Below are 24,559 nucleotides of genomic sequence, written 5' to 3' on the forward strand. Positions count from 1 at the left end.
CCTCTCTTTTTAAATCTAGACCCCTATCTTTACGCGCTAGAATAAAATCTAAAAACAATGGAAAAGAATAGCAAAAGAAGAGAAGCATTATTATACCACGCAAAGCCGACTCCTGGTAAAATTCAAGTAGTTCCCACCAAGAAATATGCAACACAAAGAGATTTATCTTTGGCCTATTCTCCTGGTGTAGCTGAGCCGTGTTTAGAAATTGCTAAAGACGTAAACAATGTTTATAAATATACTGCAAAAGGAAATTTAGTTGCAGTGATTACTAATGGAACTGCAGTTTTAGGATTGGGAGACATTGGTCCGGAAGCGTCAAAACCAGTAATGGAAGGAAAAGGGTTGTTGTTTAAAATTTTCGCCAATATCGACGTATTTGATATTGAAATTGGGACAAAAGATATAGAAGAATTCATCCAGACGGTAAAGAACATAGCGCCAACTTTTGGGGGCATTAATCTGGAAGATATCAAAGCACCGGAATCTTTCGAAATAGAAAGACGGCTTGTAGAAGAGCTTAATATACCCGTGATGCACGATGATCAGCATGGTACAGCCATCATTTCTTCGGCAGCATTGCTAAATGCCCTTGAGCTGGCCGGCAAAAATGTAGAAGATGTAAAATTGGTAGTTTCAGGAGCAGGTTCAGCCGCTCTTGCTTGTGCAAATTTATATATTTTACTGGGTGTAAAACTAGAAAATATCCTAATGTATAACAGCAAAGGATTGTTGACCAAAGACAATCCGAAATTGTCTGATTTACAATTAAAATATGCCAAAGACATTTTACCTATCAGTCTTGAAGAAGCTTTAGTTGGTGCTGATGTCTTTTTAGGGTTATCATCAGGAGATATTATGACCCCTAAAATGTTACAGGGAATGGCTGTAAATCCTATCGTTTTCGCTATGGCAAATCCAGATCCGGAGATTGATTATAATTTAGCCATTGCAACTCGAAAAGATGTGATTATGGCTACTGGAAGGTCTGATTATCCTAATCAAGTGAATAATGTTCTTGGATTTCCTTATATTTTTAGGGGTGCCTTAGACGTGCGTGCGACCAAAATAAATGAAGCCATGAAAATGGCTGCAGTCAAAGCGCTGGCAGCTTTAGCGAAAGAGTCCGTTCCTGAACAAGTGAATATCGCTTACGGGGCTAAAAAGTTAACATTTGGACGGGATTATATTATACCTTCTCCTTTTGACCCAAGATTGATTATAGTTGTTGCTCCGGCGGTAGCTAAAGCAGCAATGGATTCTGGGGTTGCATTGAATCCTATAACGGATTGGGTCAAGTATGAAGAGGAACTTTTAGAGCGTTTAGGGAATGATAATAAAATGGTTCGATTGATTACCAATAGAGCTAAAATGGATCCTAAAAAAATCGTTTTTGCCGAAGCAGATCACTTAGATGTTTTGAAAGCAGCCCAGATAGTATTGGAAGAAGGAATAGGTTTTCCAGTTTTATTGGGGAATAAAGAAATTATTTTAGAATTGAAAGCAGAAATTGGCTTTGATGCCGATGTTGAAATTATTGATCCGAAAATCACTGAAGAAGAAGGTCGAAGAAATAAGTTTGCCACGACATACTGGACCTCCAGACAAAGACGAGGAATCTCATTATTAGATGCTCAGAAGCTGATGCGCGAAAGAAATTATTTTGCGGCTATGATGGTCAATGAAGGCGAAGCTGATGCATTGGTAACAGGATATTCCAGAAGCTATCCTACGGTGGTAAAACCTATTTTACAGCTTATCGAGAAAGCACCTGGGGCTTCGCTGGTGGCTACAACTAATATGATGATGACGGCTCGTGGACCAATGTTTTTATCTGATACGGCTATAAATATTAATCCATCAGCAGATGATTTGGCAAAAATTGCAGTTATGACAGCTAAAACCGCCAGAATGTTTGGAGTAGAGCCAGTCATTGCCATGATTTCCTATTCTAATTTTGGATCTTCCTCAAATGAAAGTGCCACTAAAGTAAGACAAGCGGTTGCTTATTTGCATGAAAATCATCCGGAAATGATTATTGATGGAGAACTTCAGGCTGATTTTGCCCTTAATCCAGAAATGCTGAAAGAGAAATTTCCGTTTTCTAAATTGGCAGGCAAAAAAGTAAACACCCTTATTTTCCCCAATTTGGAATCGGCTAATATCACCTATAAACTGTTGAAAGAACTAAATAAAGTAGATTCTATTGGGCCAATCATGTTAGGGATGGGAAAACCTGTTCACATATTTCAATTGGGAGCCAGTGTTGAGGAAATGGTAAACATGGCAGCTATTGCTGTGATTGATGCTCAGGAAAAACAAAAGAAAAAATAAATTAAATTCAGAAAAGCGTCAAGAAGCTAACAAAGTTAAATTAATGAATTTACTAAAATAGTATGCTAATTTTGTTATATTTGTTAACATATTGTTAATTCATGATAGCACACTTACAAGGGAAACTAGTTGAAAAATCACCCACTCACATAATTATTGATTGTGGTGGCGTAGGTTACCACGTAAATATTTCCTTACATACTTATTCGTTACTTCCTAGTACAGATTTTATAAAAGTGTATACGTATCTTCAGATAAAAGAAGATGCGCATACACTTTTTGGTTTTATGGAAAAGTCAGAAAGAGAAATATTCAAAATGTTATTGTCCGTTTCAGGAATAGGAGCGAGCATAGCAAGAACAATGCTTTCCTCGCTAGATCCTAAACAAATCATACAAGCAATTGCGACTGCGGATGTAATTACTGTTCAGTCTATAAAGGGAATTGGAAGTAAAACAGCACAAAGAGTCATACTGGATCTAAAAGAAAAAGTATTAAAATTATACGACTTAGATGAAGTTTCTATGTCACAGAACAATACAAATCGAGATGAAGCGTTATCAGCTTTGGAAGTTTTAGGTTTTGTACGAAAAACTTCGGAAAAAATTATAGAAAAAATTGTTAAAGAAGATCCGGACGCCACAGTGGAAACAATCATCAAAAAAGCATTGAAAAATCTATAAAAAGGGATTCAAGAAACACGAGTTGTATGCATAAAATTTGTATTTTTTCACTTGTTTTATTTTGTGGTTTTATGTCAAATGCACAAGTAACTCAGACAGTTCAGGATACCGTAAAAACTGGATTTTCTATAGGGAAGGTACAGTTAAAAAATCCTCAAAGTGTCCTTTCGGCATATACCTATGATCCTGTAACTGACAGGTACATCTATACAAATTCCGTGGATGGTTTTTCTATTAATTACCCTATTATTTTAACACCAAAAGAGTATGAAAATCTTGTTTTGAAGGAATCCATGCGGGATTATTTCAAGAAAAAAGTAGACGCTATTGACGGAAAAAAGGAAGGAAGTGAAATTGCTAAAAGAGATTTATTACCTCGATATTACGTAAAATCAGGGCTTTTTGAATCTGTTTTTGGTAGCAATACCATTGATGTAAAACCTACCGGATCTGTTGAAATGGATTTAGGAATGCGGTATACCAAACAAGACAATCCCTCATTTTCCCCGAGAAACAGGACTACTACTTCATTTGATTTTGATCAAAGAATTAGCATGAGCTTGATGGGAAAGGTAGGGACTCGGCTCAATGTAAATGTAAATTATGATACGCAGTCAACATTTGCTTTTCAAAACCTGATCAAGCTGGAATATGCACCATCAGAGGACGATATTATTCAAAAAATAGAAGTGGGTAATGTCAGCATGCCATTGAATAGTTCCTTGATCCGTGGAGCACAAAGTCTATTTGGTGTAAAAACACAATTACAGTTTGGGAAAACAACAGTCACCGGTGTTTTTTCGGAACAAAAATCGCAGACTAAAAGTTTAATCGCTCAAGGTGGAGGCACAATTGAAGATTTTGAGATGTTTGCCTTAGATTATGATAGTGACAGGCATTTTTTCTTATCCCAATATTTCAGAAACAGGTATGATAAATCCCTGGCAAATTATCCTTTTATTGACAGTAGAGTTCAGATCTCCCGAATCGAAATTTGGGTAACCAATAAGCAAAACCGTGTCACGACCACGAATAATAACCTTAGAAATATTATTGCACTTCAGGATTTAGGGGAAGGACAATTATCGGGTTTGGCAGACAACGAAGTAGTTGTTTTAGATCCATCAACAGGTATTTTTAATAATCCCTTAGATTCTCCTGCTGACAATTCAAATAATGATTATGATCCTGCACAAATTACTACAGGAGGAGGTTTGCTGAATCCCAATATACGTGAAATTGTAACGGCAAACTCCGGTTTTAATGTGACAGTAAGTGAAGCACAGGATTATTCTAAACTAGAAAATGCTCGAAAACTGAATCCAAATGAATATACTTTTAATTCACAATTAGGATATATTTCATTGCAACAACGACTGGCAAATGATGAGGTTCTGGCAGTGGCGTATCAATATACCATAGGCGATCAGGTCTATCAAGTGGGGGAATTTGGTAATGATGGAGTAGATGCAACGGTGGTTACGGGGAATGGTTCCTCAAATCAAGCGGTTATCTCGCAAAGTTTGATATTGAAAATGCTGAAAAGTAATTTGACTAACGTTAGAAACCCTATTTGGAACCTGATGATGAAAAACATCTATCAGATTCAAGGAGGCTATCAATTGAAACAAGAAGATTTCAGATTTAATATTCTCTACACGGATCCTTCGCCTCTAAACTATATTACGGAAGTACCTGGAAGTCCTTTTCCGGATGCTAACAATAAAAATGAAATTCCCTCAAAAGATTATACTGTTACCAGCACACCATTGTTGAAAGTTTTTAATTTAGACAAATTAAATTTCAATAATGATCCGCAAGCCGGAGGTGATGGTTTTTTTGACTTTATGCCAGGGCTGACTATAGATGCTCAGAACGGAAGAATTATTTTTACCACAAAAGAACCGTTTGGAGAATTATTGTTTTCTAAATTAGCAAACCCCGCTTTAATAGAAAATTATAACAATGTAAGTTCTTATAATGAGAATCAGAAAAAATATGTGTTCCGCAATATGTACCGCAACACCCAATCAGGGGCTTTGCAGGATAGTGAGAAAAATAAGTTCTTATTAAGAGGGAAATACAAATCTACAGGTGGTGATGGAATACCAATTGGCGCTTTTAATGTTCCTAGAGGTTCTGTTGTAGTGACCGCAGCAGGAAGGGTTCTGGTAGAAGGAATTGACTACAGTGTCAATTATCAATTGGGTCGCGTACAGATTTTAGATGCTTCACTTCAAGCCTCTAATACGCCTATTGAGGTGTCATTGGAAAACAACTCTGTTTTTGGCCAGCAAACCAGGCGGTTTATGGGTGTAAATGTAGAGCATAAAATTGCTGATAATTTTGTGGTTGGAGCCACTTTTTTGAAAATGAGCGAAAGGCCATTTACTCAAAAATCGAGTTTTGGACAGGAATCGGTCAACAATACTATTTTTGGATTTAATACTAATTTTTCAACCGAAGTGCCATTCTTGACTCGATTGGTAAATAAATTACCCAATCTGGATACGGATGTGCCTTCTAATCTTTCTATACGAGGCGAAGTTGCTTTCTTGAAACCGGATTCGCCTAAAGCAGATCAATTTCAGGGTGAATCTACGATTTATGTAGATGATTTTGAAGGAACTCAATCTACTATTGATATGCGAAGCCCATATTCTTGGAGTCTTGCATCAACCCCAGAAAAAAACACAACTAGTACGTATGATTTTAATGCCAGTGCCAATGACTTAAGTTACGGGTTTAAAAGAGCCAAATTATCATGGTATTCTATAGATCCGATATTTTATACACAAAAACCATCCGGTGTTTCTAATGAAGACCTTTCCTTCAATACCACCAGAAGAATTTTTAGTCAGGAATTGTATCCCCTGACAGATATCGCTCAAGGACAATCACAAGTGATAAACACATTAGATTTAAGTTATTATCCTTTAGAACGGGGGCCATATAACAACAGCCTAAATGTTGGTGCAAATGCCAAAGACAATTTTGGTGGAATCATGCGAGCATTAAATTCGACTAATTTCGAACAAGGAAATGTGGAATACATCCAGTTTTGGATTTTAGATCCGTATGTAGGAAATGGTCAGGCAGCACAAACAAATACGGGTAAAATATACTTCAACTTAGGAGAGATATCAGAGGATGTCCTGAAAGATGGAAGAAAACAATATGAAAACGGATTAGGACCGGATCAGATAGTGGCAAATCCACAGCCAATATGGGGCGATGTCCCGGCTTCTCAATCATTGATTTATGCTTTTGACACAAATGTTGATAATAGAAAAAATCAAGACATTGGTTTAGATGGTTTGTCTAATGCTAATGAAGGATCAGTATATACTAATTTTGCTTCTGAGCTGGATCCAGCGGCAGATGACTATACTTTTTACTTGAATGCATCAGGCGGCATTATTGATCGATACAAAATGTACAACGGTACTGATGGCAACTCAACAGTAGATATCAATGATCCTAACAGAGGGTCTACCACTCTTCCTGATGTCGAGGATATCAATAAGGATAATACGATGAATACCATTAATGCGTATTATGAATACAGCATTACTGTCCAGCCCAATATGGCCGTGGGACAAAATTACATTACGGATATTAGAAATACGCAAGTGACCTTGCCCGATGGTTCAAATACAGAGGCCCGATGGCTGCAGTTTAAAATTCCGGTTTCGCAACCTGAAAACACAATAGGAAATATTTCCGATTTTAGATCTATTCGTTTCATGAGAATGTTTATGACCGGTTTTGAAGATCAAGTAACGGTTCGTTTTGGAGCCTTGGATTTAGTTCGAGGAGAATGGAGACGCTATACCAATACCCTTGATTTTAATGATACTAACATAGACGATGACAATACTAATTTAGATGTTTTAGCCGTAAATGTTCAGGAAAACAACCAAAGATGTCCTGTTAATTACATTACTCCACCGGGCGTAACGCGTGAACAGCTGTTTAATAACAACACGGTAATTAATCAAAACGAACAATCATTAGCCTTGCGGGTATCCGGAAACGGACTGGAACCATTAGACTCCAGAGCTGTTTTTAAAAACGTTAGTATTGATATGCGCCAATTCAAGAAATTAAAAATGTTTTTGCATGCAGAATCGTTACCAAACGAAATTGCACTTCAAGAAAATCAAATGGTAGGTTTCATTCGTTTTGGAAATGATTTTACCCAGAATTTTTACCAAATTGAAATCCCTTTAAAAGTCACCACGCCATCATCAGCATCTAATTCTGATTGCTCGCCTTTGAGTGCCGAAACAGTTTGGCCCGCAGAGAATGAAATTGATTTGTCACTTGCTTTATTAACGCAATTGAAGATTCTGGCTATGAGTATCGATCCTGCCACACTGCCAGTAGATGGGATTTATTATCAAAATGAAGATGAATTGGATTCCTCCCTGGGCAATAAAATAAATAAATTAAGAATAGGAGTTAAGGGTAATCCTAATTTTGGGTTAGTACGAACCTTGATGGTTGGGGTCAAAAATAATGATGCCCGCAACGATATTAAAGGAGAAGTTTGGTTTAACGAACTTCGCCTGGCAGATATGGATAATAAAGGCGGAATGGCCGCAGTGTTGAATATTGATTCAAATTTAGCTGATTTCGCCACTGTTTCAGCTTCCGGTAGAAAAAGCACTATTGGTTTTGGAGCATTGGAGCAAGGCCCAAATGAAAGAAGCAGAGAAGATACGCAACAGTATACTATTGTTGCTAATGTGAATTTAGGAAAATTACTGCCTCCAAAATGGCAGATTAACCTGCCTTTTAATTACGCTATAGGCGAAGAAACAATAACGCCGGAATACGATCCTTTTAATCAAGATATAAAACTAAAACAGTTACTGGATAAAACCACGGATCAAAATCAAAGAGATAATATTGCCAGTAGAGCTATTGATTATACAAAACGCAAAAGCATAAACTTTATCGGGGTTAGAAAAGAACGTGGTCCGGAACAAAAACAGCATGTTTACGACCCGGAAAACTTTACTTTTTCGCAATCTTTTAATGAAGTAGAAAGACATGATTTTGAAATCGAAGATTATGTGGATCAACAGGTAAACTCTTCTGTAGATTATGCGTACACATTTCAGCCTAAATCAGTGGAGCCGTTCAAGAAAACTAAGTTCATGAAAAACAGTAATTATTGGAAGTTACTGAGTGATTTTAATTTTAATTATTTGCCTTCAAATATTTCGTTTAACAGCAATATTATTAGACAATACAACCGTCAGCAATTCAGACAGGTTGAGGTAGAAGGCATAGGACTTGATCCGTTGTATCGCAGAAATTTTGCTTTTAATTACCAATATGGATTTAATTATAATTTGACAAAATCACTGAAATTAAACTATACCGCTTCATCCAGCAATATTGTAAAAAGCTATTTGAACGAGAATAATGAGCCTATTGATACGTTTACAATTTGGGATAGTTATTGGGACATGGGAGATCCAAATCAACACATGCAACAACTGGTTTTGAATTATGAAATTCCAATTAATAAAATTCCGTTGTTCAGTTTTGTAAAAGCAACGTATTCTTATACCGGTGATTACAGCTGGCAGCGTACTTCTAATGCTTTGTCAGAAATACAAATTGAAGGCGCTAATTATAATCTGGGAAATACCGTTCAAAATGCAAATTCCAATAATTTGAATGCAACATTCAATATGGATTTGTTGTATAAATATTTAGGACTTGCCAAAAACAGTACTAAGACAGTATCTAAACCTAGAATGACTGCTCCAAAACCGGGAGAAAAAATAGTAAATAGGAATGCAAACCAAGCTCCAAAAAACAATCCATTTGTAGATGGTTTGATTGGGATGTTGACTAGTGTCAAAAACATTCAGATGACCTATACACACAATAGCGGTACCGTTTTGCCGGGATACACACCAAGCGTGGGGTTTCTGGGTTCTTCAAGACCATCGTTAGGATTTATTTTTGGAAGTCAGGATGATGTTCGCTTTGAAGCAGCAAAAAATGGATGGCTGACCAATTATCCGGATTTCAATCAAAATTTTTCCCGAGTGACAAATAAATTATTTAAAGCTACAGCAAATGTAGATTTACTGCCGGATTTAAAAATTGATTTGACTTTAGACCGGGCCTACTCTGAAAATTTTTCGGAACAATATGACGTTACCGATGGCGTTTATAACGCAAGATCTCCCTACACTGCCGGGATTTTCTCGATATCGACCGTTCTGATAAAAACTTCCTTTTCGGGTAGTGATGAAAATATATCAGCTGCATTTGATGACTTTAGATCAAACAGGCTTACTGTGGCAAATAGACTGGCAACACAGCGCGGCATCGACATTAATAATCCGAGTAACCTGGATCCGGAAGGATTCCCTTTGGGTTATGGAAAAAATAATCAGGCCGTATTGTTACCAGCGTTTTTAGCTGCTTATTCCGGGGGAGATGCTTCCGCTGTTTCGCTGGGAATTTTTAGAAATTTTCCAATCCCAAACTGGGCTGTGAAATATAATGGACTGATGCGTTATGAAGTTTTTAAAAAGAATTTCAAACGATTCTCCCTGCAGCATAATTACAGGGCTTCATATACGATAAATGCATTCAGATCAAATTTTGAATACGATAAAACACCCGACGGAACTGATGCAAGTGGTAATTTTTTTAATCAAACCATCATGTCTAATATCAATTTAGTAGAGCAATTTAATCCGTTGTTGCGAATGGATTTTGAACTGAAAAGTTCCTTGAAAGTATTGGCCGAAATCAAAAAAGACAGAGCGTTATCCATGAGTTTTGATAATAATTTATTGACCGAAGTCAAAGGAATTGAATATGTGGTTGGGCTAGGCTACCGTTTCAAAGATGTTATTTTTTCTTCCAGACTCGCAGATAATCCCACAGGAATAATAAAAAGCGATATTAATTTGAAAGCAGATTTGTCCTATCGGAACAATCAAACCATTGTAAGGTACTTGGATTATAACAACAATCAGCTGGCAGGCGGTCAAAATTTGTGGTCACTTACCGTAAAAGCTGATTATTCCTTTAGTAAAAACCTTACGGCTATTTTCTATTACGATCATTCTTTTTCTAAAGCAGTAATCTCGACTTCTTTTCCACTGACAAATGTTCGTTCCGGGTTTACACTTCGGTATAATTTTGGGAATTAATTTTCTTTAAATCTAAACCAGATTTGAATTGAGATTGCTACATTTGTCACATAAAATTCAAATTATCATTTAATAATTATCAATTACAATAATATGAACATACCAGCAAATTTAAAGTACACAAAAGATCACGAATGGGTAAGCCTTGAAGGGGATATTGCAACAGTAGGAATCACTGATTTTGCGCAAAAAGAATTAGGGGATATCGTGTATGTTGAGGTGGAAACTTTAGATCAGATTTTAGAGAAAGATGAGGTTTTTGGGACTGTGGAAGCGGTTAAAACGGTTTCTGATTTGTTTCTTCCTCTCTCAGGAGAAATTATCGCTTTTAATGACGCACTAGAGAACACTCCGGAAAGTGTAAACTCAGATCCTTATGGCGCCGGATGGATGGTAAAAATTAAAGTAACTAATGTTGCTGAATTTGATTCGCTTCTTTCGAGTGATTCGTATAAAGAAATTATTGGTGCATAAGCAACTATTTTTGTGGGCAGTTATTGTATGGGCTGGAATTATTGCCTTTTTTTGTTTAATACAATTGAACAATGTCCCTCTTGGGAATGTGTCCAATATAGATAAATATGTCCATGCTTTTTTTCATTTTGTACTAACGTCATTTTGTTATTTGTTTTTAAAAAAACAGATAAGCAGTTCGAATAGTTTAAAACCGTTAGTGTTTTCTTTTTTGTTTTCCTTTTTTTTTGGAATAGTAATCGAGATTTCACAAGAGTTGTTTACCCTTTCCAGACATGCAGACATATATGATGTTTCAGCAAATACATCCGGAGCGGTGCTGGCAGTAGCAATCGCGGTGCTGTTTAAGAAATAAAAACATAAAGATAAAGTCCCACTTCTTGTGGGATTTTATGTTTTAGGCACTAGAAGAGTTGCGGTTTTACGGAACAGGATTTTTACTATTTTTAATGTAGTGAAAGTATCAGTTGTAGTATCAAAAATAATTAAATTGTACGATCTAGCACTAAGCTCATGTGCATATAAAATGTATTTTTGTCAGTCAGAGTTCACTATAATTATGAAATCAAAATCGCTATGGATATCAAGCAATATTTAGACTCAACCTATTTGAAAACTGCGGTACAAGCGGGTCTCAGTCATGAAGAAAATACGCTTGTGGCTCAGGGATTTATTCAGGAAGCCATTGAGGAACGCTTTAAACTCATTATGATACGTCCCGAGATGGTTCCTTTAGCTAGAAAAATGATTCTTTCGGCACATTCAAATCTGGAAATAGGAACTGTAATTGATTTTCCGCAGGGCAAATCTTCAATTGAACAGAAGTTGATTGAGGCCGGACAGGCTATAGATAATGGGGCTGATGATCTGGATTTTGTTTGTAATTATGAAGCCTTCAAAAATGGTGAAATTGACTTGGTCAAAGATGAAATTCTAAAGTGCACGCAATTGGGATTGGCCAATAAGAAAGTTGTAAAGTGGATTATTGAAGTTGCAGCGCTCAATGATAAAGAAATCATCCAATTATCAAGTTTGATTAAAAATGTTATTGTTTCTAATTTTCAGCAAGAGTTGTTCGCTACGATTTTTGTGAAGTCTTCAACCGGATTTTATAAAACGGAAAATAATCTGCCCAATGGCGCTACGATTCCTGCTATAAAAATGATGCTCGAAAATGCGTCGCCTTTACCGGTAAAAGCTGCCGGAGGAGTGCGGACGTATGAGGAAGCTGTTGAAATGATCCGATTAGGCGTGAGACGAATAGGAACTTCGGGAGCTAAAATGATTGCTAACGGTCAAAATTCACACAATGAATATTAGATTTATAAAGGAAATTGAGGTAAAAAAAACAGTGTTTGTAATGCTTTTGTTCCTGTCTTCTTTCTATACAAACGCTCAGCAGATTAATAGTTTACTGCAAGAGTCAGGAAATTCAGCCGAACGATTTCCTGTTTTTCCAGATTGTGTAAACTTGCAATCCAAAACATTAGAAACGTGTTTCTATAATCAGGTTCAGGATTTTGTTTTTCAAAACTTTGAAATTCCAGAGCACCTAGTCCAAAATGATTTTCAAGGAGCGGTAAAAGTGCTCTTTGAAGTAGATAATACGGGGGTATTTAAAGTGATTTATGTAGATGCCATAGCGCAAGACCTGATAAAGGAAACCAAAAGAGTTTTTGCAAAATTGCCTAAAATTCAACCCTCAACCTACAACGGTAACCCCACCTATAATAAGTTTACAATGACGATTGCAATTCCTTTAAAAAGCAGGGAAGAAGTTGTTGCTGAAGCTTTGGCGAAAGCCGAATTCCTGCCTAGTAGCAATAAAAAGGTAACAGAACTGGATAGCATCGTGTATAAAAAATTTAATAACCCTGAATTTGATAGCCATTTGAATGTGCCCTTTTCACACAGTTATTATGCGCAATTTGATGCTTCGTTAAATCAAGTGGGGAGCAATAGTCATACGGCATCAAAACCATATACGTATACGGAGGTGTCAAAATATTATGACTTAAAAGGAGCCAATGAAAAGCTGAAAAAGAATGTTTCCGGCTGGTGGGCCAGAAAACTATGGAATGAGAGTACAGTTGCAATTCAAGGGGAAGACTATTGGTTTACAGTTAACCCTATTTTTGACCTGCAGCTTGGGAAGGCTACCCAAACGGAGGCTTCTTATACTTATGTAAATACACGGGGGATAAATTTTCGTGGTGGTATAGGAAAACAACTCAATTTTACCACAACCATTTTTGAAAGTCAGGGTCGTTTTGCGGATTATTACAATCGGTATGCTGAGTCAATCAAACCGGATGGAGGCAATCCTGCGATTATTCCGGGAATCGGAATTGCAAAAGATTTCAAAACGGATTCGTATGATTTTCCTTTGGCCGAAGCCAATTTGACTTTTGCGCCCAGCAAACATATTGATATGCAATTGGGTTACGGAAGAAATTTTATTGGGGATGGTTATCGCTCTTTGTTAGAAAGTGATGGTGCCAGTCCCTATCCTTATTTTAAATTGAATACTAATTTTTGGAAAATAAAATATACCAATACTTATATGTGGCTTAAAGACGTTCGCCCGGACGCTACGCTGGAAAGAACCTACGCTACGAAGTTTATGGCCAACCATTATTTGAGTTGGAATGTTTCGAACAGGCTGAATCTAGGTTTCTTCGAATCTGTGATTTGGACAAATACCAATGAGAGAGGATTTGACATGAGTTTTGTGAATCCCATAATTTTTTATCGTGCGGTCGAATTTGCTTCGTCAGCAAGAACCGGAAATGCGCTTTTAGGATTGACTTATAAATACAAATGGAGCAACCAGATTAACTTATACGGACAGTTTGTTCTCGATGAATTTTCGCTTGGTGATGTAAAAAAACGGGATAACAGCTGGAAAAATAAATACGGATACCAACTTGGAATTAAATATTTTGATGCTTTCAAAGTAGATAATTTACTATTGCAGTTAGAGTACAATCATGTTCGTCCGTATGTATATTCTCATAGTGCTCCAATCACAAATTATGGACATAATAATCAAAGTATAGGACATCAGTGGGGCGGAAATTTTAAGGAATTTATTGCAATTGCCCGATACCACAAAGGAAGGTATTTTGCTGACGCAAAAGTTACTATGGGAACTCGAGGCCTGGATTTTGGTACAACAGAAGATGTTTTTAATTATGGAGGAAATATTTACAAGGATTATGATGAAAACAGGCCGTTTGACAGTGGTGTAAAAGTGGGTCAAGGAAATAAAACAGCTGTTTTTATTGCGGACTTTCAAGGGGGATATTTAGTCAATCCGGCAACCAACCTAAAGTTTTTTGGAAGCTATATTTACAGGAGTTTCGACCCTTCAAAAAATACGGAAACAACTTTCAATCAGAGCACTAATTGGCTAACTTTAGGATTAAGAGCTGATATTTTTAACTGGTATTTTGACTATTAGTTTTCATTTTCATTTTAAAAAAGTTTTTTATGAATTGTTTTTTGTCAAATCCCTTTTGATACCCTACTTTTGCAAAAGTTTTTACAAAGCAAATCATCTTTAGCATTGAGCACAACACAAAGTACCCTTTCATTAAAATCTATTTATATCGATTTCCGCGAAATCACTAAGGCTCGTTTAGCCGTTAGTGTCGTATTTTCATCTATTGCAGGATTTATGCTTGGGATTTATGATTTGCACTCTTTAGATTGGGCGGTGTTGTTCAAATTAGCTGTAGGCGGGTATTGTATGGTGGGCGCTTCGAATGTCTTTAATCAGGTAATTGAAAAAGATTTAGATGCTTTGATGGACAGGACCAAAAATCGTCCGGTTCCAACGGGAAGAATGTCTCAACGCACTGCATTGCTGGTAGCAAGTTTGCTTACCGTTATAGGAATTGCGATGCTTTATACGATCAACCCGAAGACGGCCATGTTTGGTGCTATTTCCATATTTTTATACACAAGTGTTTATACGCCATTAAAAACAATGACTTCATTGTCCGTTTTTGTGGGGGCATTTCCGGGTGCAATTCCTTTTATGTTGGGGTGGGTAGCGGCAACGGGAGAATTTGGAATAGAGGCAGGAACCTTGTTTTTGATTCAGTTTTTTTGGCAATTTCCACATTTTTGGGCTATTGGTTGGTTTCTATACGAAGATTATGAAAAAGCAGGGTTCTTTATGTTACCAACGGGAAAGAAAGACAAAGGAACCGCTTTGCAGGTTATTCTGTATACAGTGTGGCTTATTTTGGCTTCCTTATTGCCGGTTTTAGGGTATACGGGACGTTTTTTTATCACGCCAATTGCAGCAATTGTTGTATTTTTACTGGGTATTTGGATGCTTTTTTATGCCGTTCGATTGTATAAATTACGAACCGCAAAAGCGGCTAAAACTTTGATGTTAGTTAGTGTAGCCTATATTACTTTGTTACAATTAGTCTATATATTTGATAAATTTTTAAGATAAATTATGGAAATGATAATGACAGCAGCCGAGCAAAAATCAAGAACGGCAAGATCCTATAAATTGATTTTGTTGTTTGCTATGGTGAGTATGATTATGATGTTTGCAGGACTAACGAGTGCTTTTGTAGTGAGTAAATCAAGAGCCGACTGGTTGAAGGATTTTCAATTGCCTATTGCTTTTTACTATAGCACTGCGGCAATTATAGGGTGTAGCGTGACTTTTTACCTAGCCAAAAAAGCGATTCAAAAAGACAATCAAACACGAACTACAATGTTTCTTTTAGCTACTTTAGCATTAGGAATATTGTTTGTTTTTTTGCAGTTTGCAGGTTTTGGAGAAATAGTCGAAAGCGGGTATTATTTCACGGGAAGTGGAAGCTCAATAACGACTACTTTTTTATATGTTGTAACGGTTGTGCACCTGATTCACCTTGCTGGCGGTGTGATTTCACTACTAATTATAATTTATAATCATTTTAAACAAAAATACAATTCATCTCAAACCCTTGGTATAGAACTAGGTGCAATGTACTGGCACTTTTTGGATCTATTATGGGTTTATTTGTTTTTGTTTTTATATTTCTTTAAATAAGAAAAAAACGTAAATTTGGGAACTTTTTAACGAATAATTTTTATGGAAGCGACAGTTACTACTGCAAATAGTGAAGAGAAAACTTGGGGAGGCGGCAATGAGCCAATGAGGGCAAGTTATGGCAAATTGATGATGTGGTTTTTTATCGTATCGGATGCTTTAACGTTCTCTGGATTTTTAGCCGCGTATGGTTTTTCTAGATTTAAATTTATTGAGACATGGCCGTTGGCTGATGAAGTGTTTACACACTTTCCATTTATGCACGGGGTATCTGCTCCGATGTATTATGTAGCATTAATGACTTTTATTTTGATCTTTTCATCTGTGACTATGGTTTTGGCCGTTGACGCAGGGCATCAAATGAAAAAAAATAAAGTAATCCTTTATATGTTTTTGACTATTATTGGAGGTTTGATTTTCGTAGGGTCTCAAGCTTGGGAATGGAAAAATTTCATCAAAGGCGAATACGGCGCTATTGAAACAAAAGGAGGTAGTTTGCTTCAGTTTGTTGATAAAGACGGAAATCGTGTAGCTTTGGCTGATTTTGCTGCCAATCTGCACGAAGAAAGAGAGCAATTGACTCCAAATAAAGCCAAATGGTTTATGAGTGAGCCATCATTACCTTCCTATTCTGTAGCCGAGGTTCAAGCCGGTTTCAAAGCACATCCTGAACTTTTGATTCGAACAGAAGTGATGACCGCAACCAAACAGAAAACAATTCTTTCTAGAGAAGAATCCGTATCTAGATTGGGTCAGGCACATTATGTTGTGGAAGGCGCAAATCTGGTCAGAAATGAATATGGAAGTAAATTATTTGCTGATTTCTTTTTCTTTATTACCGGTTTTCACGGTTTTCACGTTATTTCAGGAATAATAATTAATATTATTATATTTTTTAATGTATTAATTGGAACCTATGAAAAAAGAGGTAGCTACGAAATGGTAGAAAAAGTGGGGCTCTATTGGCATTTTGTCGATTTAGTTTGGGTGTTTGTATTCACCGTTTTCTATCTTGTTTAATTTTCAAAAAAAGTAATTATCATGTCACACGTACACGTATCTAACATAGGCAGAATCTGGAAAGTTTTCGGAATATTATCTGCCGTTACCATAATAGAAGTTATTCTTGGGATTTTGAAACCTGAAGTTCTTCACATGAATAATTTTATGGGTATGAATTTGCTTAACTGGATATTTTATGGCCTTACAATTTATAAGGCGTACTATATAGTTTGGGCCTTCATGCACATGGAGGGTGAAAAAAGTAGTTTAAGAAGTGCAGTTGTTTTGCCTTTAATTTTCTTGATCATTTACCTGCTTTTCATTCTTTTGACAGAAGGAGATTATATTCATGAGGTTTTTAAAAATTCCACGATTAAATGGAATTTTTAACACGATATTAATTCAAAAAAGGGTGCGCATTGCGTGCCTTTTTTTATTTTTGTACTTTAATAAATAGCATTGTCACAATGAAAAAAAATAGTGTTCTTTTTGTTCTTTTTATTTTACCCATCGTTGCGTACCTCTTTTTTGCTTCTGGTGTAAACAGTTTTACAAAACTTCCTATTGTAACCCCTAAAACAGCTGATTTTGGAGATTGGTCTACTTTAGACGGAGGAAAAATCAGTTTAAATGATAAGGTTACCGTTCTGGGGTTTTCAGGGACAGATCTTTTGATAAACCGAGGCAACCTTTTTAACCTAAATCAGAAAATTTATCAAACGTATCATAAGTTTAAAGATGTCCAGTTCGTAGTAATTTGCCCTATAGGGACTGAGAAAGATGCGAAGAAAGTAGTTGATGCCTTGTCCGCTTTTACAGATATGGCACAATGGCGTTTTGTGTTTGCCTCAGCTGAAGAAATTCAAGCGTATCACAAGCAATTAAAACTGATCGAGAATCTTGACCAAAAGTTAGGGACTCCCAAAGTGTATATCATCGATAAAGAACGCAATCTTCGAGGGAGGAAATTAGTAAAAGATACCAAAGAGGGGTATAATACGTTTCACCCCGCTGAGTTAAGCAATGAAATGCTGGATGATTTTAAAGTCATTTTGTATGAATATCGCGCTGCTCTGAAGAAAAATAAGAATGCCAGTAGAAAAATTTAAATTTATAGTTTATGTTTAAGAATAAATCATATATCGGTATTTCGTTTATTATTTTGATTTTTGGCATCTATGCGATTCCAAAAATTGTAGATAGAATTAAAAATGACAAAGTGGTTCAGGGCGACCGTCTTGACAGTGTGAGGCCAGCAGTTATAGAAGGTGAGAAGCTAACTAAAATTGGTCCAGCCCCACAATTCGAATTGACAAATCAAGACAATAAAAAAATAACGAATGAAACCTACAAAGGAAAGGTCTATGTTTTAGAGTTTTTCTTTTCAACATGTCCTACTATTTGTCCAAAGATGAATGAAAGTATGCTTCTTATTGAAAAAAGTTTTTTCGGAAATCCTAATTTTGGGATCGTTTCTATTACTATAGATCCAGAGCACGATACTGCAGAAGTATTAAAAGAGCATGCAGACTTTTTAGGAGTAAAATCTACGAATTGGAATTTTTTGACCGGGGATAAAGCCTATATTTTTAATTTGGCCAATAAGGGATTTAATCTTTATGCTGGGGAAAATAATAAAGCAGCAGGTGGATTCGAGCATTCAGGATTGTTTGCCTTGATTGATAAGAATGGAAATATTCGTTGTAGAAAAGATGATTTTGGGAATCCAATTTTATATTACGATGGTTTAGATAAAAAAGGAGTAAGGAACATTCAGCAGGATATTAATATTTTATTAAAAGAGTAAATGGAAAACAGTTCTTTAGAAAAAAAATACAATACGCTAATTATAGCGGTATCGGTACTAATACCAGTAGTTGTGGCTATACTCTTTGGGGTCAAATTAAAAGATTTGGGATATGATGTAGCGCCTCTTTCTTTTTTGCCACCCATTTATGCTACTACTAATGGGGTTACTGCGATTTTGTTAGTTGCAGCCGTAGTAGCAATTAAAAACGGAAAAAGGAAACTTCACGAAAGGTTGATGACAGGAGCTATTGCATTGTCTATCGCCTTCTTGGTAATGTATGTTGCCTATCACATGACGTCCGTTTCTGCTATTTTTGGAGATTCTAACCATAATCTTATATTAGAGGATTCTGAAAGAGTAGCTATAGGATCATTACGAATCGTTTATTTATTGATTTTAATCACGCATATTATTTTATCGATTGCGATTATTCCAATGGTTTTGATTACATACGTTAGAGCATTAGCACAAAATTTTGAAAGTCATAAAAAGATCTCCAAAATTACTTTCCCAATCTGGTTGTATGTCGCCGTTACCGGAGTAATTGTTTATTTAATGATTTCCCCTTATTATGTATATTAAAAGTAAAAGCCAGATTTCAAAAACCAAGAGTATAATCAGAAAGTGGTCTGTATCTATATTTGTACTAATTTGTTTTCTTTTTTCGTCTTCTGTAAAGGCTCAATGTGCGATGTGTCGCGCGGCATTGACGAGTGAAGGAAATACCACTACAGCAGCAGCGGTTAATGACGGAATTGTATATTTAATGGTAATTCCTTATCTTCTGGTTGCAGGGATTGGTTACGCTATTTATCGAATGAAAAAAAACAAATCCAGTTAAACAGCACTTTTTATTTTTTTTAAAATGGAAAAATTATTTCAGGCCGTTTATAGCGACATTGATGGTTCCTTTTACTTTTATAAAGGCTAAGATGGCTTGATTTGTCAATTGGATTCTTTGAAATTGAATGTTTTCCATTTTTCCATTGATGAACACGCCTTGCATTGGAGAATAATTTTTTAGATAAGGCAGTATATTTTTTTGACCCTCTTCAAGATTTGGTATCAAGGAATATCGGCAAGATTGTTCCATTTTTCGCAATACAAATCCTTGTGCAAGCCAACTAGCAGTGCGCATCAATTTATTTTTGGTATCCAAAGCATAGGTCAATTGATCAAAATAGATCTCTTTTGTTTGTTCATTATATTTGGGTAATCCGGACAAATAGAGTGTTCCGTTTACAGATCCTGTTATTTCTAGCGCAATAATCATTTTTCCGGTTTTGTGCCAAATTGCTACATTTTGCACTTTTACTTTCTTTGATCCTGAGCTAAATTCTTGGCCTGCAAAATTCCTGGTCATTATTTTTGAAGCCTCCTGATATGTCGAAACAGCAATGATATTTGCAGTGATGGCTTCTGGAATTTTAGTAACTGGTTTTAAAATGATCTTTGAGGCATCAAATTTAGAATCAGGTTCTTGTCCTATTATGGTTTCCATGTTGCATTTCATCCCCATTTGCAACACAAAAGTGTCTTTTTTTAGTTGGGCATTTGTAGAATAAATTTCAACAGGAACAATACGAAGCCAACTGTTGTAAGTTGTACTCATTTGAAAAGGGATGCAGACTTTTTCTAAAGCGGCCAACACATTCGGCTTGAAATCCATTGATTTCGCAATCGCGGCATCAATTTTATTTTCGATTTTCGATTTAAATAATTGGATGGCAGGATTGATTAAATAGGTAACTGGAACATTTTTTCCAAAAACGCGCATCGTTGGGCTTTCGTTCCAGTCCAATGATTGCAGTTGGGTTGTGGTATTCAATTTCCAATTGGTTAAGCTAATTTCGCTTACTAAAGTGATCACGCCATTCAGGTTGAATTCCCGCGTATCATACAATTCAATACCCATTTTTTTAGTGCCAATTCGGTATTTCACAACCGCTTTTAAGGGTAAAATAGTTTTTATTTTTTCTCCTGAGTTCTCCGGGTCATTCACGACACTTATTGGTTCCAATTTCCAAACTTTCATTTCAATGCCATCATCGTCAATGTTGTTGTCTTCGTAAATCAAGCCGTTCATTAGAGTGTTGGTTTGGTTTTGAATTTCTTTCAGTTTGATACTGATGGGCAAGTTGATAAAGGACGGAGTATTTTCATAGACTAATGGTGTTGCATCGTCAGGCTCAGGTTTCAAAGCTTCAATTTGATTTGTTGACGAACAGCTAAAAAATAAAATTATAGAACAGAGTGTAAGCAGGGTTGATAGCGTTTTTGGCATTTAATTCGGGTTTAAAGCGGTAAAATTAATAAAACTATTCTTTTTTAAGATTAAAGTGTAACATTTTATCTGCAACGAAGTCTTATGGTTAAAATCCTTGAAGTCATTCTTTTTATTTCCGTATAATTTACTGTTGAAACTAATTAAATAGTGTTTTAAAATTGCCAGATTATGATTGAAATTAAAGACCTGTACAAATCGTATAAAATATGAAGTTCTGATCTACATGTTTTAAAAGGGATTAATTTCAATATCAAGGAAGGCGAGCTAGTGGCCATTATGGGTTCCCCCTTGTTCAGGGAAATTAACACTATTAAACATACTTGGAATTCTGGATGAGGCAGATTCCGGGAATTACAATTTAGATACTGTTCCCGTAAAAGTAGGGAATCAGGTTGTTGAAAGTAATAACTTCAATGAAGGGACAACAATTGCAAGTGTTGCAGATGTAGGCCGAATGATATTTGTGGGAAAAATTGACGAGTCAGAAGTGGGCGAAATAAAAGAAAAATTACCCATCGAAATTACCATTGGCGCTATCGAGAACAAAAAATTTGACGCCGTATTGCAATACATTGCTCCAAAAGGTAAAACTGAAAATGGTGCCATCCAATTTGAAATCAAAGCATCATTAGCCAATAGTGAGAACACTTTTATTCGCGCTGGTTTGAGAGTAAATGTGTCAATTATACTTGAAAAAGTGGATAAGGTATTGGCGCTGAAAGAGGCGCTGATTCAATTTGATAAGAAGACACAAAAACCATACGTAGAGATTCAAACGGGGACGCAGGAATTTATAAGAAAGGAGTTAATCTTGGGTATCAGCGATGGTATTTATGTCGAAATCAAAAGTGGAATTAAAGCTTCCGATACGATTAAAGTTTGGAATCAAGTCTTAAAAAGCGAAGAAGTGAAACCCTAAATCTGTACTTAAAAAAGAAATTCAGTTTTTTAAAAAATGTTAAATATGTGTAGTACCTTTGTTACACTTTCATCTAAAATATATGAAAAAAAATAGTTATATCAGTTTCGTTTTTATCACGCTGTTCAGTTTGTCTATTCAGGCGCAATCCAAAAAATGGACCCTCGAGGAATGCGTGAAATATGCCATTCAAAACAATATTTCCATCAAGCAATCTGAATTAGATAGTAAAACAGCTCTTATTGATAAAAAAGGAGCCATCGGAAATTTTCTGCCGTCTTTAAATGCAAATGCATCACATTCCTGGAACATTGGTTTGAATCAGGATATTACAACAGGGCTTTTGCAGAACCAAACGACGCAGTTTACTTCGGCTGGAGCCAATGTTGGAGTGGATATTTATAAAGGACTGCAAAATCAAAATACACTTCGAAGAGCTAATCTTTCAATTGTGGCGGCTAAATACCAATTACTCAAAATGCAGGAGGATATTGCCCTGAATGTTGCCAACGCTTTCTTACAGATTCTTTTTAATAAAGAAAATCTAAAAGTACAAAAAGAACAGTTGGAAATTAATGAAAAACAATATGTACGCTCTGAAGAATTAGTTAAAGCAGGTTCAATTCCTCGTGGGGATTTATTAGATATCAAAGCTACAGTAGCATTGAACAATCAAAATGTTATTGCTGCAGATAATGCTTTATTAATTTCTAAATTAAGTTTAGCGCAGTTGTTGCAATTAAAAGAGTTTGAAGATTTTGATGTAGTAGATGATACTGACATTAGAGATAAAAATAATATAATGGTACAAACTCCAGCTGCTATTTATGACAAAGCATTAGAAAACAGAACTGAACTGAAAATTGCCAGAACAAATCTGGAGATTGCACAGAAAGATCTGGAGATTGCCAAAGGAGCTTTTCAACCTACTTTACAAGGTTTTTACAGCTTTAATAGCCGAGTTTCTTATGCAGATGTCCCTTTCTTTGATAGTATGAGGAATCTAATTGGCACTAAAAATTCAGCTCCGTTTTTCGAACAGTTTAATAGTAATAAAGGACAGTCTTTTGGAGCACAATTGTCGATTCCGATATTCAATGGGTTTTCGGTGAGGAACAATGTAGAACGTTCAAAAGTAAGTTTAGAACGGTCAAAAATTGCAGTGGAACAGCAGGATTTAGATTTGCAGCGTAATGTTTTTACTGCCTTTACAGATGCTAAAGGCGCACTAAATACCTATGAATCCTCAGTTGTGGCACTTGAGGCGAGACAAGGCGCTTACGATTATGCCAAAGAAAAATATGATGTAGGTTTGATGAATTCATTTGATTTTAATCAATCACAAACCTTACTGACGAATGCACAATCAGAAATTATTAGAACCAAATACGATTATATTTTTAAAATCAAAATACTAGAATTCTATTTTGGAATTCCAATTATCAAATACTAATTTATCATGTCAAAAAAAACAATTTATATTGTATTAGGTGTTTCAGTAGCAGCTATTGTATTGTTAGTAACGCTTTCAAAAGCAGGTGTTATAGGAAATAAAGATGAGGGAACAGAAATTGAAATCGCCCAGGTCAATCCCTCAACTATTATTGAAACCGTATCGGCTACCGGGAAAATTCAACCAGAAATTGAAGTTAAAATTTCATCGGAGGTTTCAGGCGAAATTATTTCTTTGAATGTAAAAGAAGGACAAGCCGTTAAAAAAGGCGATTTATTGGTCAAGATAAATCCGGATTTGTATACTTCAGGATACAATCGTTCCGTTTCTAATTTATCAGGCACACGAGCTGCTTTGAGTCAGGCGGAGGCCTCTTTTAAAGAATCCAAATCAAATTACGAGAGAAACAAAATATTATTTGAAAAAGGCATTATCTCAAAATCAGATTGGGATAAAGCAGTTGCTTCTTATGAAGTTGCTAAAGCATCAAAACAAACGGCTTACTTTAATGTTCAAAGTGCTGCGGCAACCGTAAATGAGGCTAAAGATAATCTAGGGCGTACCACCATTTATGCACCCGCTGACGGAACCATTTCAGTACTGAATGTAGAGCTGGGCGAGCGCGTTTTGGGTACGCAACAAATGACCGGAACGGAGATTTTAAGAGTGGCCAATTTAAATAATATGGAAGTGGAAGTGGATGTCAATGAAAATGATATTGTAAAAATTAAAGTAGGAGATGAAGCAAATGTGGAGGTAGATGCCTATTTAAAAAAACAATTTAAAGGGACGGTAACTAGTATTTCTAATTCAGCCAGTTCCGCCTTGACAGCTGATCAGGTCACTAATTTTAAAGTAAAAGTTAGAATTTTGAAGGAATCTTATCAAGATTTACTTAAAGGAAGACCAGAAACATATTCCCCTTTTAGACCTGGAATGACCGCAACGGTTGATATTATTACCGATACAAAAACAAATATACTGACAGTGCCTATAAGTGCTGTTGTTATAAAGTCAGATACGGCTTCAGTCAAAGAGATTAAAGTGGCAGATCCAGCTGAAGAACAAAAAGAAGCATCGCCTAAAAGTGATAAAAAATACGAATGTGTGTTCGTAAAAGTAGGGGATAAAGCAAAAATTAGAGTTATTAAAACCGGAATTCAGGATGATACTAATATTGAAGTTTTGACAGGTCTTAAAAAAGGCGATGTGGTCATTACCGGGCCATACTCTACAGTCGCTAAGGAACTGAATTCAGGAGATAAAGTGATGCTGAAAAAAGATAAGGAAATTATGAAAAAATAAAAGCGAAAAACAGGATAAATAATGCGAATTTTGTAAT

General features: G+C 36.0%; 18 protein-coding genes and 2 pseudogenes. 19 read left to right on the forward strand and 1 reads right to left on the reverse strand.

Annotated elements, in window-relative coordinates:
• The first annotated feature begins 57 nt into the window (after positions 1–57).
• From EKM01_RS02220 to EKM01_RS14955, 15 genes are all read left to right on the forward strand, one after another.
• On the forward strand, positions 58–2,334 hold the full coding sequence (locus EKM01_RS02220; RefSeq protein WP_126554769.1) for an NADP-dependent malic enzyme: 2,277 nt from the start codon (positions 58–60) through the stop codon (positions 2,332–2,334).
• A 101-nt stretch (positions 2,335–2,435) separates the two neighbouring features.
• Positions 2,436–3,017: a Holliday junction branch migration protein RuvA gene (gene ruvA / locus EKM01_RS02225; RefSeq protein ID WP_126458479.1), complete on the forward strand. Its 582-nt coding sequence runs from the start codon at positions 2,436–2,438 to the stop codon at positions 3,015–3,017.
• Positions 3,018–3,043: 26 nt separating this feature from the next.
• Complete coding sequence (gene sprA / locus EKM01_RS02230; protein ID WP_126766607.1) at positions 3,044–10,210, forward strand: cell surface protein SprA; 7,167 nt, start codon at positions 3,044–3,046, stop codon at positions 10,208–10,210.
• 93 nt (positions 10,211–10,303) lie between these two features.
• Positions 10,304–10,684 (forward strand): glycine cleavage system protein GcvH, encoded by a 381-nt coding sequence (gene gcvH / locus EKM01_RS02235; RefSeq protein WP_126742529.1) that lies wholly within the window; start codon positions 10,304–10,306, stop codon positions 10,682–10,684.
• Positions 10,623–11,039: a VanZ family protein gene (locus EKM01_RS14950; RefSeq protein ID WP_126742527.1), complete on the forward strand. Its 417-nt coding sequence runs from the start codon at positions 10,623–10,625 to the stop codon at positions 11,037–11,039. Before gcvH ends, EKM01_RS14950 begins: the two co-directional genes overlap by 62 nt.
• A 221-nt stretch (positions 11,040–11,260) precedes the next feature.
• Positions 11,261–12,004: a deoxyribose-phosphate aldolase gene (gene deoC / locus EKM01_RS02245; RefSeq protein ID WP_126562648.1), complete on the forward strand. Its 744-nt coding sequence runs from the start codon at positions 11,261–11,263 to the stop codon at positions 12,002–12,004.
• Positions 11,994–14,147, forward strand: a complete 2,154-nt coding sequence (locus EKM01_RS02250; protein ID WP_126766612.1) for a gliding motility protein RemB — start codon at positions 11,994–11,996, stop codon at positions 14,145–14,147. Before deoC ends, EKM01_RS02250 begins: the two co-directional genes overlap by 11 nt.
• A 105-nt stretch (positions 14,148–14,252) precedes the next feature.
• On the forward strand, positions 14,253–15,155 hold the full coding sequence (cyoE, locus tag EKM01_RS02255) for a heme o synthase (protein WP_126554776.1): 903 nt from the start codon (positions 14,253–14,255) through the stop codon (positions 15,153–15,155).
• Positions 15,156–15,158: 3 nt separating this feature from the next.
• Entirely contained in the window at positions 15,159–15,746 is a 588-nt protein-coding gene (locus EKM01_RS02260) for a cytochrome c oxidase subunit 3 (RefSeq protein ID WP_126766615.1), read from the forward strand.
• A gap of 42 nt (positions 15,747–15,788) precedes the next feature.
• A complete protein-coding gene (locus tag EKM01_RS02265; RefSeq protein WP_126458495.1) occupies positions 15,789–16,766 on the forward strand; it encodes a cytochrome c oxidase subunit 3 in 978 nt (325 codons plus the stop codon).
• 21 nt (positions 16,767–16,787) lie between these two features.
• Positions 16,788–17,138 (forward strand): cytochrome C oxidase subunit IV family protein, encoded by a 351-nt coding sequence (locus tag EKM01_RS02270; protein WP_126454166.1) that lies wholly within the window; start codon positions 16,788–16,790, stop codon positions 17,136–17,138.
• A gap of 77 nt (positions 17,139–17,215) precedes the next feature.
• Positions 17,216–17,857 carry a hypothetical protein gene (locus tag EKM01_RS02275; RefSeq protein ID WP_126458498.1) on the forward strand — a complete coding sequence of 214 codons (642 nt, stop codon included), beginning with the start codon at positions 17,216–17,218 and terminating at the stop codon, positions 17,855–17,857.
• A gap of 11 nt (positions 17,858–17,868) precedes the next feature.
• Positions 17,869–18,555 (forward strand): SCO family protein, encoded by a 687-nt coding sequence (locus EKM01_RS02280; RefSeq protein WP_126554780.1) that lies wholly within the window; start codon positions 17,869–17,871, stop codon positions 18,553–18,555.
• The gene (locus tag EKM01_RS02285) at positions 18,556–19,140 is read left to right on the forward strand and encodes a DUF420 domain-containing protein (protein ID WP_126766618.1); all 585 of its coding nucleotides are present in this window, start codon (positions 18,556–18,558) and stop codon (positions 19,138–19,140) included.
• A gap of 109 nt (positions 19,141–19,249) precedes the next feature.
• Positions 19,250–19,399, forward strand: a complete 150-nt coding sequence (locus EKM01_RS14955) for a hypothetical protein (RefSeq protein ID WP_317125129.1) — start codon at positions 19,250–19,252, stop codon at positions 19,397–19,399.
• A 33-nt stretch (positions 19,400–19,432) separates the two neighbouring features.
• Here the strand turns inward: EKM01_RS14955 and EKM01_RS02295 are convergent, their stop codons facing one another.
• Positions 19,433–20,842 carry a DUF4403 family protein gene (locus EKM01_RS02295; RefSeq protein WP_126766622.1) on the reverse strand — a complete coding sequence of 470 codons (1,410 nt, stop codon included), beginning with the start codon at positions 20,840–20,842 and terminating at the stop codon, positions 19,433–19,435.
• A gap of 240 nt (positions 20,843–21,082) precedes the next feature.
• Here EKM01_RS02295 and EKM01_RS14705 point away from each other — a divergent pair.
• From EKM01_RS14705 to EKM01_RS02310, 4 genes and pseudogenes are all read left to right on the forward strand, one after another.
• Positions 21,083–21,219, forward strand: a pseudogene (locus tag EKM01_RS14705) (ATP-binding cassette domain-containing protein); the annotation flags it as partial.
• Positions 21,213–21,764: pseudogene (locus tag EKM01_RS02300) on the forward strand (efflux RND transporter periplasmic adaptor subunit); the annotation flags it as partial. The pseudogenes EKM01_RS14705 and EKM01_RS02300, both read left to right, overlap by 7 nt.
• Before the next feature lie 82 nt (positions 21,765–21,846).
• Positions 21,847–23,217: a TolC family protein gene (locus tag EKM01_RS02305; RefSeq protein ID WP_126554788.1), complete on the forward strand. Its 1,371-nt coding sequence runs from the start codon at positions 21,847–21,849 to the stop codon at positions 23,215–23,217.
• A 6-nt stretch (positions 23,218–23,223) separates the two neighbouring features.
• Positions 23,224–24,522: an efflux RND transporter periplasmic adaptor subunit gene (locus EKM01_RS02310; RefSeq protein ID WP_126554790.1), complete on the forward strand. Its 1,299-nt coding sequence runs from the start codon at positions 23,224–23,226 to the stop codon at positions 24,520–24,522.
• The last annotated feature ends 37 nt before the right edge of the window (positions 24,523–24,559 follow it).

The sequence above is a fragment of the Flavobacterium sp. RSP46 genome, assembly GCF_003984825.1.
In the GTDB taxonomy this organism is placed as follows: domain Bacteria; phylum Bacteroidota; class Bacteroidia; order Flavobacteriales; family Flavobacteriaceae; genus Flavobacterium.

Excerpts from the sequence above, each read along its gene's own strand:
- EKM01_RS02220 (WP_126554769.1), top strand. The coding sequence starts at position 58 with ATGGAAAAGAATAGCAAAAGAAGAGAAGCATTATTATACCACGCAAAG.
- ruvA (WP_126458479.1), top strand. The coding sequence starts at position 2,436 with ATGATAGCACACTTACAAGGGAAACTAGTTGAAAAATCACCCACTCAC.
- sprA (WP_126766607.1), top strand. The coding sequence starts at position 3,044 with ATGCATAAAATTTGTATTTTTTCACTTGTTTTATTTTGTGGTTTTATG.
- gcvH (WP_126742529.1), top strand. The coding sequence starts at position 10,304 with ATGAACATACCAGCAAATTTAAAGTACACAAAAGATCACGAATGGGTA.
- EKM01_RS14950 (WP_126742527.1), top strand. The coding sequence starts at position 10,623 with ATGTTGCTGAATTTGATTCGCTTCTTTCGAGTGATTCGTATAAAGAAA.
- deoC (WP_126562648.1), top strand. The coding sequence starts at position 11,261 with ATGGATATCAAGCAATATTTAGACTCAACCTATTTGAAAACTGCGGTA.
- EKM01_RS02250 (WP_126766612.1), top strand. The coding sequence starts at position 11,994 with ATGAATATTAGATTTATAAAGGAAATTGAGGTAAAAAAAACAGTGTTT.
- EKM01_RS02260 (WP_126766615.1), top strand. The coding sequence starts at position 15,159 with ATGGAAATGATAATGACAGCAGCCGAGCAAAAATCAAGAACGGCAAGA.
- EKM01_RS02265 (WP_126458495.1), top strand. The coding sequence starts at position 15,789 with ATGGAAGCGACAGTTACTACTGCAAATAGTGAAGAGAAAACTTGGGGA.
- EKM01_RS02270 (WP_126454166.1), top strand. The coding sequence starts at position 16,788 with ATGTCACACGTACACGTATCTAACATAGGCAGAATCTGGAAAGTTTTC.
- EKM01_RS02275 (WP_126458498.1), top strand. The coding sequence starts at position 17,216 with ATGAAAAAAAATAGTGTTCTTTTTGTTCTTTTTATTTTACCCATCGTT.
- EKM01_RS02280 (WP_126554780.1), top strand. The coding sequence starts at position 17,869 with ATGTTTAAGAATAAATCATATATCGGTATTTCGTTTATTATTTTGATT.
- EKM01_RS02285 (WP_126766618.1), top strand. The coding sequence starts at position 18,556 with ATGGAAAACAGTTCTTTAGAAAAAAAATACAATACGCTAATTATAGCG.
- EKM01_RS14955 (WP_317125129.1), top strand. The coding sequence starts at position 19,250 with ATGTGTCGCGCGGCATTGACGAGTGAAGGAAATACCACTACAGCAGCA.
- EKM01_RS02295 (WP_126766622.1), bottom strand. The coding sequence starts at position 20,842 with ATGCCAAAAACGCTATCAACCCTGCTTACACTCTGTTCTATAATTTTA.
- EKM01_RS02305 (WP_126554788.1), top strand. The coding sequence starts at position 21,847 with ATGAAAAAAAATAGTTATATCAGTTTCGTTTTTATCACGCTGTTCAGT.
- EKM01_RS02310 (WP_126554790.1), top strand. The coding sequence starts at position 23,224 with ATGTCAAAAAAAACAATTTATATTGTATTAGGTGTTTCAGTAGCAGCT.